This window comes from Streptomyces sp. NPDC039424, assembly GCF_055639495.1.
Map to the genome: position 1 here is coordinate 100,532 of NZ_JBVKAI010000017.1, position 15,140 is coordinate 115,671.

Below are 15,140 nucleotides of genomic sequence, written 5' to 3' on the forward strand. Positions count from 1 at the left end.
TCATACATCTCACCCGCATCGGTCCGTCAGTACGCGGCTCCAGGGGAGGGCTCAGGGCCACGACGTTCCGGCGCGGGGCGCGGTAGGGGGGTGCCGCGCTCGGTGACCGCACCGGTGACCGGGCCGTGCCGCGCGACCGGCTGCCGTTTTTCCGGCAGACCGGCCAGATTTGCCAGCTCACCCGCGTGCTCGGAGATTCATTTCGCCGTGCCGTGAGTGAGAACCCCCCTTTCGAACCGGATACAGAGCCGGGCCGCCCGGGGGCGGGCGGTCCACCGGACGAGAGGGAAACGAGTCATGAGTTCCGTTCTGCGCCCGCCCAATTCGGGCCAAGATCCTTTACTGTCCGCCATCTACCGGCCCATCTCCTCTCACCTGGCCATAACGCCGCCGGTGAGCGTGGTGATCCCCGCCATGAATGAGGCGGAGAATCTGCCCTACGTCTTCAAGACCCTTCCGGACTGGATACACGAAGTCGTTCTCGTGGACGGCAATTCCACCGACGGCACGGTCGAGGTCGCGCGTGACCTGTGGCCGGAGGTCAGGGTCGTCGAACAGCGGGGCAAAGGGAAGGGGGACGCGCTCATCAGCGGGTTCGAGGCCTGCACCGGCGACATCATCGTGATGGTCGACGCGGACGGCTCGGCCGACGGGCAGGAGATCGTCAGCTATGTCTGCGCCCTGGTCTCCGGCGCGGACTTCGCCAAGGGCTCGCGCTTCGCCAACGGCGGCGGCACGGACGACATGACCTTCGTCCGCAAACTCGGCAACCGGGCCCTGTGCGCGGTCGTCAACCACAAGTTCGGCGCCCGCTACACCGACCTCTGCTACGGATACAACGCCTTCTGGAGGCACTGCCTCGACAAGATCGACCTCGACTGCACCGGCTTCGAGGTCGAGACCCTGATGAACATCCGGGTGGTCAAGGCCGGGCTGAAGGTTCAGGAGATACCCAGCCACGAGTACCTCCGCATCCACGGCACGAGCAATCTGCGGGCCGTCCGGGACGGGCTCAGGGTGCTGAAGGTGATCCTGCGGGAGCGCTCCAACCGGCGCGCCCTGCGCCGCCTTGCCCACCACTCGCCGATGCTGCGCGCCGGGCAGGGAGAGGTGTCTTGAGCGGTCCCGACATCTCCGTCGTGATCTGCGTGTACACCGAGGACCGCTGGGAGGACATCCTCGCGGCGGTCTCCTCGGTGCGCGCGCAGTCGTACCCGGCGCTGGAGACGCTGCTGGTCGTCGACCACAATCCGGCGCTCCTGCACCGGCTGGCCGGGGAGTACGCGCAGGCCGGCGACGTGCGGGTGCTCGCCAACGCGGGCCCCCGCGGCCTGTCCGCCGGCCGCAACACCGGCATCGCCGCCTCGTACGGCGAGGTGATCGCCTTCCTCGACGACGACGCCGTGGCCGAGCGGGACTGGCTGCGGTGCTTCGCCGAAGGGTACGCCGATCCCCGGGTGATGGCCGTCGGCGGCCGTACGGAGCCGGTGTGGGCGTCGGGCCGGCGCCCGGCCTGGTTCCCGGAGGAGTTCGACTGGGTGGTCGGCTGCACCTACCGCGGCCTGCCGCCGGGGCGGGTCCGGGTCCGCAACGTGCTGGGCGGAAACGCTTCTTTCCGGCGCACGGCGTTCGACGCGGCGGGCGGCTTCGCCACCGGTATCGGCCGGGACGGCGACCGGCGTCCGCTGGGCTGCGAGGAGACGGAGCTGTGCATCCGGCTCACCCGGGGCCGGCCCGACGCGGTGCTGCTGATCGACGACCGGGCGGTGATCCACCACCGGGTGCCCGGAACACGCGAGCACTTCGCCTACTTCCGCACCCGCGCCTACGCCGAGGGCCTGTCCAAGGCCCTGGTGGCCCGCAGCGTGGGCGCCGGCAAGGGGCTGGAGTCGGAGCGCCGGTACGCCACCCGCGTACTGCCCGCCGGGGTGGCGCGCGGGCTGCGGGACGCACTGCTGGCCCGGCCCGGCGGCGCGGGACGCGCGGGCGCGATCGTCGCCGGGGTGCTCACCGCGGCGGGCGGATACGCGGTGGGGAGCGTACGGGCACGGCGACGCCGGACGGCGTTCTCAGTACCAACGGCGGAGACGGCGGAGGGAGCGACCCCGGCCGGGGCACCCGCGCCGGCCGAATCGGTGAAGGGAGCGAGCGCATGACCTCCGCACCCGTGCCGATCCTCATGTACCACTCGGTCGCGAGCGCGCCGAACGACGCCACCCGGGTGCTGTCGGTCGCCCCGGAGGCGTTCGCGGAGCAGATGGCGATGATCGGTGACCTGGGTCTGACGCCGGTCGGCACGGCCGAGCTGGCGGCGGGCTGGCGGTCCGGTCGGCCGCTGCCCGGGCGCCCGGTCCTGATCACCTTCGACGACGGCTACGAGGGCGTCCACCGGCACGCCCTGCCCGTGCTCGCCGAGCACGGCTTCGCGGCCACACTGTTCGTCTCGACGGGCTGGATCCGGGGCGCGTACGACACCGGGGACGGCCTGGACACCATGCTCGACTGGGACCAGGTGCGGGAACTGGCGGGCGCGGGCGTCGAGATCGGCGGGCACAGCCACACCCACCCGCAGCTCGACCGGCTCGACGACGACACGCTGCGGTGGGAGCTGACCCGGTGCAGGGAGATCGTCGCCGGCGAACTGGGCACCGTACCCGCCTCCTTCGCCTACCCCTACGGCTACTCCAGCCGGCGGGTGCGCCGGGCCGTGCGCGCGGCCGGGTTCGCCCAGGCGCTCGCCGTGGGCAACGCGCTCGCCCGCCGGCGTCAGGGACCGTACGCGTTGGAGCGGGTCACCGTACGCCGCGCCACGGACGCGGAGGAGTTCGGGCGGCTACTCGAAGGCCGTTCGATCGCCCGCACCTTCGCCCGGGACCGTGCCCTCACCAAGGGGTACGCCGTTGTCCGCAGAGCCCGCCAGGTCCGCCGGAAGGCCATCCGCTGCCGTGTCTGACACGACCACCACCGAGGCCGCGACCGCCGCCACCGAGGCGCCCGAGCGGCCGGGGCGCCGGCTCCGCCTGCCCGGACGCGGCCGGTCCCCGGGCGGCAGCCAGCTCTTCCGCAACGCCTACGCGCTGATGCTCAACACCGGCATATCCGCGGTGCTGGGCCTGGGCTACTGGCTGATGGCCGCCCGTTACTACTCCGAGTCCGCGGTGGGCCAGGGCTCGGCCGCGATCGCCGCGATGAAGCTCCTCGCGGGGCTGACCGCGGTGACCCTGACGGGCGCCCTGGCCCGGTTCATCCCGGTGTCGGGGCGCTCCACCGGACGCCTCATCGCCCGTACGTACCTGGCGAGTTCGGTCGTCGTGGCGTTCGCGGCGGGGTCCTTCCTGCTGACCCTGGACGCGTGGGGGCCGTCGTACCGGTTCCTGCACGGGTCCGTCAAAGGGCTGGGCTTCGTCATGGCTGTCGCCGCCTGGAACCTGCTCACCTTGCAGGACGGGGTGCTGACCGGGCTGCGCAGCGCGCCCTGGGTGCCGGTGGGCAACACGGTGTTCTCCGCCGTGAAGCTGGGGCTGCTGGTGTCGCTCGCCGCCACGATGCCCACGACCGGCGTCTTCGCCTCCTGGGTCCTGGCGATCGCCACCTCCGTGGTGCCGCTGGGCCTGCTGGTGTTCCGGCGGCTGGTCCCCCGGCATGTCGAGGCGACCGCGGAACAGGCCCGGCCGCCCACGCCGAAGGAGATCGGCAGGTTCCTCGCCGGGGACTACACCGGCTCGCTGTTCTCCCTCGCCGTGGTCTACCTGGTCCCGGTGATCATCGCCGCCCAGGTCAGCTCCGAGGACAACGCGTACTTCTACATCACCACCACCATCGGCGGCACGGTCAACCTGCTCGCCATCAACATGGGCGCGTCCCTCACCGTCGAGGGCTCGCACGAACCGGGGCGGCTCGCGGCCGACACCCGGTCGGCGCTGAAGCGGATGGCGCGGATCATGCTGCCGATCTGCGGCCTGCTGTTCCTCGCCGCGCCGTGGATCCTAGGTGTCTTCGGCGCCGGCTACGCGCACGCCGCGACCCCGCTGCTGCGCTGGTTCGCGGTCGGCGCGCTGCTGCGGGTGGTGATGGAGACGTACTTCGCGGTGCTGCGCGCCCAGAGCCGCACCTCCGGACTGGCCTGGCTGCAGGGCCTGTTGTGCGTACTGGTGCTGGGCCTGACGCTGCTGCTGCTCCCCCGTATGGGCCTGACCGGCGCGGGCGTCGCCGAGATCTCCAGCCTCGCGGTGATCGTGGCCATCGCGGCGCCCAAGCTGTTCAGGACCGTCAGGGCCGCCCCGGACACCGTCCCGGAGGCGGCGGCGCCGGACGGGGATCTCGCCGACCTGGGGGCGCGCGAGGTCCCCGCCCAGGCCGGGCCCCGCAGGCGGGGTCCGGCCTGGGCACTGGACGGCGACACCCTCGCCCTCGGCGTCCACGTCGACTTCGACCACCAGGAACGCCGTCCCGACGTACGTCCCGGGCCGGGCACCCCGCCCACGGGCACGCCCGCGGCACCCACCGGCCACCGGCCGGCCCGGGCGCCGAGCCGGGAGTGGGCGAGGGAACCGGGCGCGGAGGCCTCGCTGGGTCCCGCCGAGGCGTCGCTGCTGCGGGAGGCCGAGGCGGAGGCGGACCCGCCGTTCGGGACGGCGGCCGCACCCGAACCGGCGCGGTCACCGCTCCCGCGCCGTGCCCGCCTCCTGCCCACCCTCCCCGGAGTCGTCCTCGGCTGTCTGCTGATCGCCGCGCTCCTGCTGTACTGGGTGCCGGCGCTGCGGCTCGACGAGGCCGACCTGGACCGGATGGGCGGGCTCGGCCTGATCTCCGTACTGCCGCCGCCGACGCTGATCGGCGCGGCGCTGCTGGTCGCGGTGTTCGCCGCGCTGCTGTGGCTGCGCCGCGAGCACCGGACGCTGCTGCTGCTGACGCTGCTGGCGACGGTGGTGTCGCTGCACGCGCTGCCCGCCGTGATCGAGACCGAGCCGCGGTTCGCGACGGCCTGGCAGCACCTGGGGTTCATCGACTACATCGACCGCACCGGGTCCGCCGTACCGGACCTGGACGCGCGCTGGAGCTGGCCGGGTTTCTTCGCGGCGGCGGCGTTCGTCGCGCAGGCCTGCGGGATCGGCGACTTCACCGAGGTCATCCGCTGGTGGCCGCTGGCCGTCCAGCTCGCCTGTCTGGCGCCGATGTTCCTGCTCACCCGCTCGCTGCGGGCGGGCTGGCGGGCCAGATGGACCGGCGTGTGGATCTTCGTGCTCAGCGGCTGGGTCGGCCAGGACTACTTCTCGCCGCAGGGCTTCACCTATCTGCTCTATCTCGCCTTCGTCGCGATCCTCCTCGTCTGGTTTCGCGCACCGCACGTGCTGTGGGGCAGGTTCCGCCCCGGCGAGGCGGAGGTCGAGCCGACCGACCGGCGGCAACGGGCCGTGCTGCTTCTGGTGTTGATCGGCCTGTACGCGGCGAGCGTCCCGGCGCACCAGCTCACCCCGTTCGTGATGCTGGGCGTGCTCACCGTGCTGGTGCTGACCGGCAGGTCGGAACTGCGGGGCCTGCCCATCCTGTTCGCGGTGCTGGTCGCGGTGTGGGTCGGCTTCATGGCGGAGCCGTACTGGTCCGGGCACTTCGACGAGCTGTTCGGCGGAGTCGGCGGAGTCGGCAGCAATGTGTCGACATCCGTGTCCGGCCGTATCCAGGGCGGCGACCCGACGCACAAGCTGGTCCTGTACACGCGGGTGCTGCTGGCCGGCGGGGTGGTGGCGTTCGCCTGCCTCGGCTGGTTGCGGCGGCGCGGGAACGGATACCGCGAGCGGTCGCTGCTGGTGCTCACCTTCGTCCCGTTCCTCGGCTTCGGCATGCAGTCGTACGGCGGGGAGATGGCCCTGCGGGTCTTCATGTTCGCCCTGCCCGGCGCCGGGCTGCTCGCCGGACTCGCCCTCTTCCCGCGCACCGGCGCCACCGCGCGGGAGCGCGAGAAGGACCGCGTCCGGCTGGCACCACTGGCCGCGCTGCTGGCGGGCCTGCTGCTGATGGGCGGGTTCCTGGTGGCCCGCTGGGGCAACGAGCCGTTCGAGCGGATCCGGACCGGCGAGGTCGCCGCGATGGACTACGTGTACGCCCACGACAGACCGACGGTACGGCTGCTGTGGCTGAGCAACGACACGGTGAACAACGTGACGCCGGCGATGCCGTGGGGCGCGCAGGACATGGAGCGCGTGAACTACGTGCCGACGCTCGCGCCGACCGACCCGGTGCTGGTGTCGGGCCTGGTCAAGGCGCTCAAGGACGCGGGCCCGAACTCGTATCTGATGATCAACGAGAGCCAGGTCACCTACCTCCGGATGGACGTGGGCTACCCGGCGGCCTGGGAGTCCCGGCTGATTCGGAACCTGGACGACCGGCGGGAGTTGACCAAGGTCCTGGCCAACGACGACGTGACCATGTACGCACTGCGCGAACCGCCCGCGGGCAAGGTGCCGCGGCCGGATCCCGGGCCGATCGGGCCGCGGGTGACCTGGACGCCGTGGTCGGTGGTCGGTGCTCTCGCCGCCGTCGCGCTGGTCCTGCTGCTCACCGCGCGCGAGGTGGTCCGGGTCGCGGTCCGGCCGAGCGTGCGGCAACTGCGCCGGCTGCAGGGCAGTTTCTGGTTCTCGCTGCCGCTGCTGGCGGTGCTGCTGGCGTCTGTGGTGCAGCGGTTCGCGACGATGAAGTGACGGGACACGGGCCGTGGTGGCTCAGCGGGCGAGCCACTTCACCTCGTACGCCTTCATGTCGAACCGCTTGCCGTCGACCTTCGCGCTGATCGGCCGGTCGAGGGTGTTGACCACCAGGACCGTCTTGTCGGTGGCGAGGACGCGCAGGTTGGGCACGTCGTCCGGGGCGACCGGCACCGTCTCGTACCCGGTCCCCGGCGGGAACGCCTTCCCGAACCGCGCGACCAGGTCGTACATGGGCAGCGCCGCGCCGCCGTCCGCGCCGGTGGTCGGTGTCCACAGGCAGCCGGGGCAGTCGGTGCCCTTCTGCTCCTCCGGGTTCCAGTAGAAGCCGGAGTCCGCGCCGCCCCTGGCCATGGCGATCATGCCGGTGGCCTGGACGGCGACCCGGTGCGGCTCCGACCAGGCCTTGCGGTCGTCGTTGCCGTCGGCGGGCTCGACGTAGTACTCGGCCCACCACAGCGGCAGGTCGCGGGTCTGCCGCCGCACCCACTCGCTCACCGCCGTGAGCTTGTCGGTGGCCGCGAACTCGTTCGGCAGCAGCTCGTCGTCCTTGGTGTAACTGGAGCCGTCGACGACCACGAAGTCGGCGCCGGCCTTGTGCGCGTTCCAGTAGCCGAAGGCGTCGAGCACCCGCTGGTCCATGGCGCCCCACGGGCCCCGCAGGGTGGTGGAGGCGTTCTCCTGCTGCCGGGGGTCGACGCTGTCCATGACCAGGTACGGGCCGCCGACCATGATGTCCTTGTTCACCTTCTTCAGCGCCTTGTACACCAGGTTGTACAGCCGGGTGTAGCCCTCGTAGTCCCAGCGGCCCTCGGCGTTGTTCCAGAAGCCCTTGAACTCGTTCCAGACGATGAAGTGGCGTACGTCCGGATAGCGCTTGGCGACGGTCGCGGCGAGGTCGGCGAAGTCCTGGTAGTGGGCGGGCGTCGGGGCGGTCTCCAGGGCGGCCTGGCTCCAGTCCGTGTTGTCGACGCCGGCCCTGCCGCCCTTCATCCAGTCCGGGGAGCAGCACAGCGTGATCACCGGGGTGCCGCCGGAGGCGCGGACGAAGTCGACGCGCCGGTCCATCGCCGCGAAGTCGTAACGGCCCTTCACCGGTTCGGGGTTGTCGGCGCCCCAGCCCATGATGTGCTGGTTCTGCGGCAGCCCGCGGTCCTTCTGGAGCAGCCGCCGGACGCGCCCGGTGGCCGCGGCGCCGCCGTCGTCGGCGCTGTACCGGGTGTGGGTGAAGCCCCAGCCCACGTACGGCTCCGTCCGCTCGGGCGGTTCGGCCGGCGTGCCGTGCACCTTGTCGCCGTCGCGCGAGGTGCCCGCGGTGCCGCCCCCGCCGGGAAGCGTGTTGATCAGGGTCACCACCAGGGCCAGAGCGGCCACGCCCACACCGAGCAGGGCGGTGAACCGCCACCGCCGAACCCCCGAATTCCACCCATGACGTGCCATCAAGGACAACGGTAGCGGGGGGCGTCGTCCACCGGGCAGGGATCGCGCATGCACGGCTCTGTAACAGGACGGAGGGTGCGGCGGGGCAGAAACCGGGTGCGCGGGGCGGCCCCGTGCCGGATCATGGCGGCATGTCTGCGAACCCACACGACGCTCTGCCGATCCGGCTCAACGTCGACGACTCCGACTCGCCGTCCGACGTCGTCGACGCGCTGTTCCTCGGCCGCTTCGCGACGGGCGAGCAGCCGTACGCGCACGCGGCCAACATCGACCGCGTCCGCTCCGGCGTGACCCTGCTGCCACGCGAGGCCCGGGTGCTGCGCGTGGCCCGCGACGACGACCGCAGCGCCACGCTCGCCGAGGGCGACGGCTGGACCCTGCTGGTCTCCCGCTGGAACCGGGGCGCGGACGTCACCGTGACCGCGACCACCGCCGAGCTCGCGGCGAAGGTGCTGAACGAGGCGACGGACGGCGCGGCCGACGAACCGGAGCCGCAGCCGGAGAATGTCACGATGGGGTTCTGGTACGTGTCCCCGAGGCGCGGCCCGCACCGCACCACCCGTCAGATCTCCGCGGGTACCTGGGAGGAGATCCGCGCCAACTACACCGCGCCGGTGGCGGAGGCGATGGACCGGCTGATGAAGACGACCCCCGAGGACATCGCGGGCCGTCTGCTGCTGCTGCACGGCCCGCCCGGCACCGGCAAGACCTCGGCGCTGCGCACCCTGGCCCGCTCCTGGCGGGACTGGTGCCAGGTGGACTGCGTGCTGGACCCCGAGCGGCTCTTCTCCGACGTCGGCTATCTGATGGACATCGCGATCGGCGAGGAGGACGCGGCGGGCAAGGGCCGCTGGCGGCTGCTCCTGCTGGAGGACTGCGACGAACTGATCCGCGGCGAGGCCAAGCACACCGCCGGCCAGGCCCTGTCCCGTCTGCTGAACCTGACCGACGGCCTGCTCGGCCAGGGCCGCAACGTACTGGTCGGCGTCACCACCAACGAGGACCTGGAGCGTCTGCACCCCGCCGTGGTCCGCCCCGGCCGCTGTCTGGCCCGGATCGAGGTCGGCCGGCTGACCCGGCCGGAGGCGGTGGCCTGGCTGGGCAGTGAGTTCCCCGACCGGGAGGCTGCCGTGGGCCGGCAGGGGGCGACGCTGGCGGAGTTGTACGCGCTGCGCCGGGGCACGTCACCGGCCTCGGTGCCGGGGGCTCGGGAAGGGGCGGACGCGGGGCTGTATCTGTAGCCCTTCACCTCTGGTGCTTTGATGGAGGTATGACCCTGTTCGTCGGGACCTCGGGGTGGCAGTACAAGGACTGGCGGGACCTGGTGTACCCGGCCGGGCTTCCGACGCGGCTGTGGCTGGAGGAGTACACACGGTTCTTCGCCACGGTGGAGATCAACAACGCGTTCTACCGGCTGCCGTCACGGGAGACCTTCGAGTCCTGGCGCGACCGCGTACCGCCGGACTTCGTGGTCGCGGTCAAGGCCAGCCGGTACCTCACCCACATCAAGCGCCTGAAGGAACCGGAGGAGCCGGTCGACCGCCTGATGAGCCACGCGGCCGGTCTCGGCGACCGCCTGGGCCCGGTCCTGCTCCAGCTCCCGCCGACCCTGCGCGCCGACCCGGCCCTGCTGGACGCCTGTCTCGCCTGCTTCCCCGCCGGCACCCGGGTCGCGGTCGAGCCCCGGCACGACTCCTGGTGGACGCCCGAGGTCCGCGAGGTGCTGGAGTCCCGGCGCGCCGCCCTGTGCTGGGCCGACGTCCAGGCCCGTCCGGTGACCCCCCTCTGGCGCACCACCGACTGGGGGTACGTCCGCTTCCACCAGGGCCGCGCCCAGCCCTGGCCGCGCTACGGCCGGCGCTCCCTGGAGACCTGGGTCGACCGCGTCGCGACCACCTGGTCCGACGCCCAGGACGTGTACGCCTACTTCAACAACGACCCGGGCGGGGCGGCGGTGACGGACGCGGTGGCCTTCGGCAGGGCGGCGACGAGGGCGCGGCTGACGGTGACCCGCACTCCGGAACCGACAGCACTCCACTGACGCACGCCGTCCGCCTTTCGGACGCCGCCGGCCAGGCCCCTCACCCCTCCCCGTAAGCCGCCCGCAGGGCATCCCGCACGGCGGCGAGCGCCGCGTCCTCGTCCAGGCCCAGCCGCCGGACCCGCTCCACATAGGCCTGAGCGGCAGTCGCCGCTTCCCGGACCGCCGCCGAGCCCGCGGCAGCCACGAACGTTCCGTTGCGGCCCCGCGTCTCGATCACCCCGTCCGTCTCCAGCGCCCGGTACGCCTTGGCCACCGTGTTCACCGCGAGCCCCAGCGACTCGGCCAGCCCCCGCACGGTCGGCAGCCGGTAGCCCACCGGCAGCTCACCGGAGCGCGCCTGCTCGGAAATCCGCGCCCGCACCTGTTCGTACGGCGGCGCGCTGTCGTCGATGTGGATCTTCAAGGTCACGGGCCGATTGTCCCGTACCCGCGGGAAAATGAGAGGCATCCGGGTGTGGGCCCGCATAGCGTGCGGCCCCATGACAGTGATCGTGCGCGACCTGCGTCCCGATGTCCGAGCCGACCTGGAGGGCTTCGTCCGGGTCCGGTGCACCGCCCTGCCCTTCATGCTGACCACCCCGGAGTCCGTCGCCCACGACCTGGCCGGCGCCCACCCGGAGGCCCATCTGCGCAGACTCGTCGCCGAAGAGGACGGCGAGATCATCGGCACCGCCCAGGTCGGCATCGCGCACGACAGCGCGCAGCCGGGCCAGGGCTATCTCAATGTCTATGTGCATCCGGAACGGACCCGGCGCCGCGCCGGCACGCTGCTGGTGCGTAGCGCCGAAGAGCACCTGGCGGCACGGGGCGCCCGACGGATCTTCGCCTGGGTCCTGGACGAGCCCGGCAACCGGGCCTTCGCCGAACGGCACGGTTACCGGAGCAGTCGCTCCGCGCACTTCCTCCGCCTGGACCTGGCCGGCGGCACGCTGCCGCCCCGCCAGGACCCGCCGCCCGGCGTGGAGCTGCGCACGGCCGCCGACTTCGCCGACGACCCGCGCCCGCTGTTCGAACTGGACGCCGAGACGGTGTCGGACGAACCCAGCGACGTCGGGGCCGAGTTCACCGACTACCAGGCCTGGATCGAGCAGTACTGGCGGAATCCGCTGCTGGACCGGTCCCTGACCTCGGTCGCGGTCGCGGAGGGCCGCCCCGTCGCCTTCAGCGTGGTCCACACCGACGGCCACACCCTCCCCCACTCTCGAATCCGCTCGAGCGGGGGGACCCCCATCGGCACCGCCATGACCGGCACCGCCCGCGCCTTCCGCGGCCGGGGCCTGGCCAAGCTCGCCAAGAACGACTCCCTGCACCGCGCCCGCGCGGCCGGGTACACAGAGGCGTTCACGGGCAACGACACCGGCAACGGCCCGATGCTGGCGATCAACAAGTGGTTCGGGTACGAGGTCTGCGCCACGGAGGTGCGGTATGTCCGCGAACTCGGCTGAGCCCACGGGCCCGGTGGAGGTCGTCCTGGTCAAGGGCGGCCGGACGAAGATCCGGTACGAGAGCACGCTGCTTGAGGACGACGGCACCCGGGTCACCGTACGGGCCCCCTGGGCGGGCGCCGGGGTCCGCGACTTCGGCTTCGTCCGCTTCGAGCCGGGTGACGTCTTCACCGAGTACTACTGGCGGGACCGCTGGTACTCGGTCAAGGAGGTCCGGGCCGCCGACGGTGCCGTCAAGGGCTGGTACTGCGACATCACCCGCCCGGCGGTTCTCTCCGGCCGGGAGCTGGTCGTCGAGGATCTCGACCTGGACCTGTGGCGCTCCGCCGACGGCCACGACGTACGGCGGCTGGACGAGGACGAGTTCGCCGAAAGCGGCCTGGCCGGGAGGGACCCGGAGGCCGCCGCCGCGGCCGTGGCCGCGCTCGACGAGCTGGAGGCGCTGGCGCGCGGGGACGGCTTCGGCGCCCTGCTGTCCTGACGCGGGTGTCGAAAGCCGGGGCTCACACCGTCGCCACCACCGCGTACCGCTCGTCGTCCACGGCCTTCCCCCACAGCGACGCGTCGCCCGACAGCCGCTCCACGCGCACGCCCCCGGCGATCGGCGCGAGGAGACCGGCGACCCGGTCGGCGGACACGCCGACCGGGGAGAGCGTTCCCCACACGCCCTCCACCAGGACGAACCGCCCTCCCGGCCGCAGCAGCCCGCGCCAGTGCCGCAGGACGCGGGCCGGGTCGGGCAGCGTCCACAGCACATGGCGTACGAGCACCACGTCGAAGCGCTGTTCACCGACCGGGGGCGCCGCCGCGTCCCCCACCAGGAAGACCGCGTCGCGGCCGGCCAGCTTGGCGCGGGCCAGCTCCACCATTGGTGCGGACAGGTCGACGCCGGTGACGCGGTGTCCCCGCTCGGCGGCGAGGAGCGACAGGCTGCCGGTGCCGCAGCCGAGGTCGAGGACATCGGCCGCTCGCCCCGGGAGCCACGCCTCCAGCCGGGCCGCCCAGGCCGCGCGCACCTCGGGATCGCGCAGACCGTGGTCCGGCTCCTCGTCGAAGGAGGCGGCCTCGGCGTCCCAGTCGACACTCACCGCAGTGGTGCGGTCACCCTTGTTTGCCATGTCCTCAAGAGTGACACCCGCCACTGACAGACCGGGACCGATGAGGAACTCTCAGCGAAAGGGTCTACCTCCGTGACAACACGGAACCCGGTAGGCACTGAAGGAGGCAGCCATGCGCCGCGCAACCGTGCACAAGCCCCTGAAGAGGACGGATGCCCGCCGGGTCCGCGAGGAGGCCGAAGAGCGCCCCGCGGGACGCCCGGAGGTCCGCAAGGACATCGCCCGCACCTGGTGGCCGGACGGCTGAGCCACAGAGCGCAGAGGGCACCACGCGCGCGTGCGCAACCTGATCGCAGTCTCAGCGCTCCCTTAACGCGACCATAAGGACCTCCATCGACCGCCCTCGGCAGGCGATTTCGCGGTTCCTCGGGACTAGTTTCGGATCACCGGGTCGCACACCGACGGGACCTGTCCGGCGGCTCAGGCCGGACAGGCCCCGGCGACGGTCAGCTGAACACCGACGCGCAGGTGGTGGCGGTGGCGTGGGCCGGGTCGAGGGCGTTGACCACCTCATGGAAGGCGATCCGGTCGAAGAGCCCGATCGCCACGTGCTCGGAGAGGTCGAGCGGGCACAGGTCCTGCAGCAGGACGTTGGTGACGCCCGAGCCGCTCAGATACTGGCTGCGCCAGGGCGTGGCCACCTCGTCGTACTTGGTGGCGATCACCGTGTACCGCACTCCCGGGACGGTGTCGCCGCCCGCGTTGAGCTTGGTGAGGAAGGCGGACCCGGCGATCTGGTCCGCGAGACCGGGGGTGGTGGCCTTGATCAGGTCCTCGGCGCCGGGGAAGTACGGCAGCAGGTTGGTGAGGCCGCTCAGCGTGGCGCCGTGGTTGTCGGGGGCGATGCCGACGAGGGCGTTCACCTTGGCGGCTCCGCCGAGGAACTTGAGGTAGTAGCGGGGCATCAGGCCGCCCTGCGAATGGCCGACCAGGTCGGCCTCGGTGGCGCCGGTCGCGGCGAGCACCTTGTCGACGAAGGCCGAAAGTTGCTCCGCCGACTTGTCGATGGGGCCGAGGCCGTGAAAGAAGGGGACACCGGACAGCTGTCCGTAGTCGAGGGAGTAGACGCAGTACCCGCGGTCCTTCAGGTACGGCGCGAGGGACAGCCAGTTGTCGACGGAGTTGCCGAGCGTTCCGTGGACCAGGACGACGGGGCGGGGGTGCGCGGCGGACGGCTGGCAGGAGTAGTCGTTCCAGCCGCTGCTGGTGCCGGACGAGGTGGAGGCGTGGGCGGTGGCGGCGGGGACGGTGGCGACGGCGGCGGTCAGGAGCAGCGCGGCCAGGGGTCTGAGCACTCTCTTCCAGGGCAGCATCGGGTGATCTCCTTGCGGCTCAAGGGAGTTCGACGGCCTTACGCCCTGTGATCCGGATCACGGGATGCTGTTCATTCGTCAAGTTACGGACGAGTAGCAGACGTGTGAAGTTACGCGTCAGTAAAAACTTCCAGCGGTGACTGGTGCAGCGCTCAACCACCGATGGACCGTCACCAGGCGGGCCTGATCGGACCGTGCGGGGCGATCCGCGCCAGACGGTCCCGCAGCGCGCGCACCTCCCTCTCGCCGAGGACCTCGGCCCACTCCCCCACCGCCTCGGCCGCCGCCTCCTCCGCCGCTCGGGTGCAGGCCCAGCCGCGCTCGGTCAGCACGATCAGCCGCGCGCGGGCGTCCTCGGGATGCGGGCGCCGCTCGGCGTACCCCTTGCGCACGATCTCGTCGACGAGCTGGCTGGCGGCCTGCTTGGTGACGCCGAGGTGAGCCGCGATGTCGGTCACGGTCGCGCCGTCCGGTGCGAGCCGGGCGAACGCGAACCCGTGCGCCGGCCGCACCTCGAACCCACGGGCGACGACACCGTCGTTGATGCGCTTGGTCAGGTCGCCCGCGGCGGCGAGCAGGGCTGCGGTCAGGGCCAGGGCCTCGGAGTTCTGCACACCGCATTGAAACACCCTTGACAGGTTGGTCAAGCAGCTTGACCATATAGTCAAGTTGCTTGACCAAATTACCGGAGGTCGCCCGCCCATGCCCGTCATCCACTCGTCCCAAGCCGTGACCCACGAGATCCACGGCGCCCGCTTCGTCTCGTACGCCACCCCGCTCACCGGCGCCAAGGAACTGTGCGCCTGGCGGGGTGAGATCCCGGCCGGGACGAAGGCTCCGACCCACACCGTCAACCGCGAGGAGATATTCCACCTGCTCGTCGGCGAGCTGCTGATCACCCTCGGCGGCGACACCGAGCGGATCACCGCGGGCGACACCGTGATCATCAACCCGGGGGTGGCGTTCGGCGTCGAGAACCCGACCGACCACACCGCGATCTCCTGGGTCACCACCTCCATCGGCATGGAGGCCGAGCTGGCCGACGGCACGCGCATCGTGCCGCCGTGGGCCAACTGACG

General features: G+C 71.9%; 15 protein-coding genes. 10 read left to right on the top strand and 5 right to left on the bottom strand.

What is annotated here, in order from left to right; genetic code table 11:
* The first annotated feature begins 297 nt into the window (after positions 1 to 297).
* Genes ACZ7L0_RS32895 through ACZ7L0_RS32910 form a run of 4 tightly spaced genes read left to right on the top strand, consistent with a single transcriptional unit; the run spans position 298 to position 6,698 of the window.
* Positions 298 to 1,119, top strand: a complete 822-nt coding sequence (locus ACZ7L0_RS32895; protein WP_471246180.1) for a glycosyltransferase family 2 protein — start codon at positions 298 to 300, stop codon at positions 1,117 to 1,119.
* A complete protein-coding gene (locus ACZ7L0_RS32900) occupies positions 1,116 to 2,156 on the top strand; it encodes a glycosyltransferase family 2 protein (protein WP_471246181.1) in 1,041 nt (346 codons plus the stop codon). Before ACZ7L0_RS32895 ends, ACZ7L0_RS32900 begins: the two co-directional genes overlap by 4 nt.
* On the top strand, positions 2,153 to 2,953 hold the full coding sequence (locus tag ACZ7L0_RS32905; protein ID WP_471246182.1) for a polysaccharide deacetylase family protein: 801 nt from the start codon (positions 2,153 to 2,155) through the stop codon (positions 2,951 to 2,953). The genes ACZ7L0_RS32900 and ACZ7L0_RS32905 overlap by 4 nt, the downstream gene beginning before the upstream one ends.
* On the top strand, positions 2,946 to 6,698 hold the full coding sequence (locus tag ACZ7L0_RS32910) for a lipopolysaccharide biosynthesis protein (RefSeq protein ID WP_471246183.1): 3,753 nt from the start codon (positions 2,946 to 2,948) through the stop codon (positions 6,696 to 6,698). Before ACZ7L0_RS32905 ends, ACZ7L0_RS32910 begins: the two co-directional genes overlap by 8 nt.
* A gap of 21 nt (positions 6,699 to 6,719) precedes the next feature.
* Here the strand turns inward: ACZ7L0_RS32910 and ACZ7L0_RS32915 are convergent, their stop codons facing one another.
* Positions 6,720 to 8,141: a GH39 family glycosyl hydrolase gene (locus ACZ7L0_RS32915; RefSeq protein ID WP_471246184.1), complete on the bottom strand. Its 1,422-nt coding sequence runs from the start codon at positions 8,139 to 8,141 to the stop codon at positions 6,720 to 6,722.
* 131 nt (positions 8,142 to 8,272) lie between these two features.
* Here ACZ7L0_RS32915 and ACZ7L0_RS32920 point away from each other — a divergent pair, with 131 nt between their 5' ends.
* Together ACZ7L0_RS32920 and ACZ7L0_RS32925 are read left to right on the top strand one after the other, a co-directional pair.
* Positions 8,273 to 9,382: a DUF5925 domain-containing protein gene (locus ACZ7L0_RS32920; protein WP_471246185.1), complete on the top strand. Its 1,110-nt coding sequence runs from the start codon at positions 8,273 to 8,275 to the stop codon at positions 9,380 to 9,382.
* A 29-nt stretch (positions 9,383 to 9,411) separates the two neighbouring features.
* A complete protein-coding gene (locus ACZ7L0_RS32925; RefSeq protein ID WP_471246186.1) occupies positions 9,412 to 10,182 on the top strand; it encodes a DUF72 domain-containing protein in 771 nt (256 codons plus the stop codon).
* 40 nt (positions 10,183 to 10,222) lie between these two features.
* On the opposite strand, the gene ACZ7L0_RS32930 is transcribed toward ACZ7L0_RS32925, so the two are convergent.
* Positions 10,223 to 10,594, bottom strand: a complete 372-nt coding sequence (locus ACZ7L0_RS32930; RefSeq protein ID WP_471246187.1) for a GntR family transcriptional regulator — start codon at positions 10,592 to 10,594, stop codon at positions 10,223 to 10,225.
* 70 nt (positions 10,595 to 10,664) lie between these two features.
* On the opposite strand from ACZ7L0_RS32930, the gene ACZ7L0_RS32935 reads away from it, so the two are divergent.
* Positions 10,665 to 11,630, top strand: coding sequence for a GNAT family N-acetyltransferase (locus ACZ7L0_RS32935; protein WP_471246188.1), 966 nt, complete (start codon positions 10,665 to 10,667; stop codon positions 11,628 to 11,630).
* Positions 11,611 to 12,111 (top strand): ribonuclease FAU-1 family protein, encoded by a 501-nt coding sequence (locus ACZ7L0_RS32940; protein ID WP_471246189.1) that lies wholly within the window; start codon positions 11,611 to 11,613, stop codon positions 12,109 to 12,111. The genes ACZ7L0_RS32935 and ACZ7L0_RS32940 overlap by 20 nt, the downstream gene beginning before the upstream one ends.
* 22 nt (positions 12,112 to 12,133) lie before the next feature.
* On the opposite strand, the gene ACZ7L0_RS32945 is transcribed toward ACZ7L0_RS32940, so the two are convergent.
* The gene (locus ACZ7L0_RS32945; protein WP_471246190.1) at positions 12,134 to 12,748 is read right to left on the bottom strand and encodes a class I SAM-dependent methyltransferase; all 615 of its coding nucleotides are present in this window, start codon (positions 12,746 to 12,748) and stop codon (positions 12,134 to 12,136) included.
* 112 nt (positions 12,749 to 12,860) lie between these two features.
* Between ACZ7L0_RS32945 and ACZ7L0_RS32950 the strand changes: the two genes are divergently transcribed.
* Positions 12,861 to 12,995, top strand: a complete 135-nt coding sequence (locus ACZ7L0_RS32950; RefSeq protein WP_471246191.1) for a hypothetical protein — start codon at positions 12,861 to 12,863, stop codon at positions 12,993 to 12,995.
* 199 nt (positions 12,996 to 13,194) lie between these two features.
* On the opposite strand, the gene ACZ7L0_RS32955 is transcribed toward ACZ7L0_RS32950, so the two are convergent.
* Positions 13,195 to 14,061 (bottom strand): esterase/lipase family protein, encoded by an 867-nt coding sequence (locus ACZ7L0_RS32955; protein WP_471246192.1) that lies wholly within the window; start codon positions 14,059 to 14,061, stop codon positions 13,195 to 13,197.
* Positions 14,062 to 14,231: 170 nt separating this feature from the next.
* Positions 14,232 to 14,675, bottom strand: a complete 444-nt coding sequence (locus ACZ7L0_RS32960; RefSeq protein WP_471246193.1) for a MarR family winged helix-turn-helix transcriptional regulator — start codon at positions 14,673 to 14,675, stop codon at positions 14,232 to 14,234.
* 88 nt (positions 14,676 to 14,763) lie between these two features.
* On the opposite strand from ACZ7L0_RS32960, the gene ACZ7L0_RS32965 reads away from it, so the two are divergent.
* On the top strand, positions 14,764 to 15,138 hold the full coding sequence (locus ACZ7L0_RS32965) for a cupin domain-containing protein (RefSeq protein WP_471246194.1): 375 nt from the start codon (positions 14,764 to 14,766) through the stop codon (positions 15,136 to 15,138).
* Positions 15,139 to 15,140 lie beyond the last annotated feature (2 nt).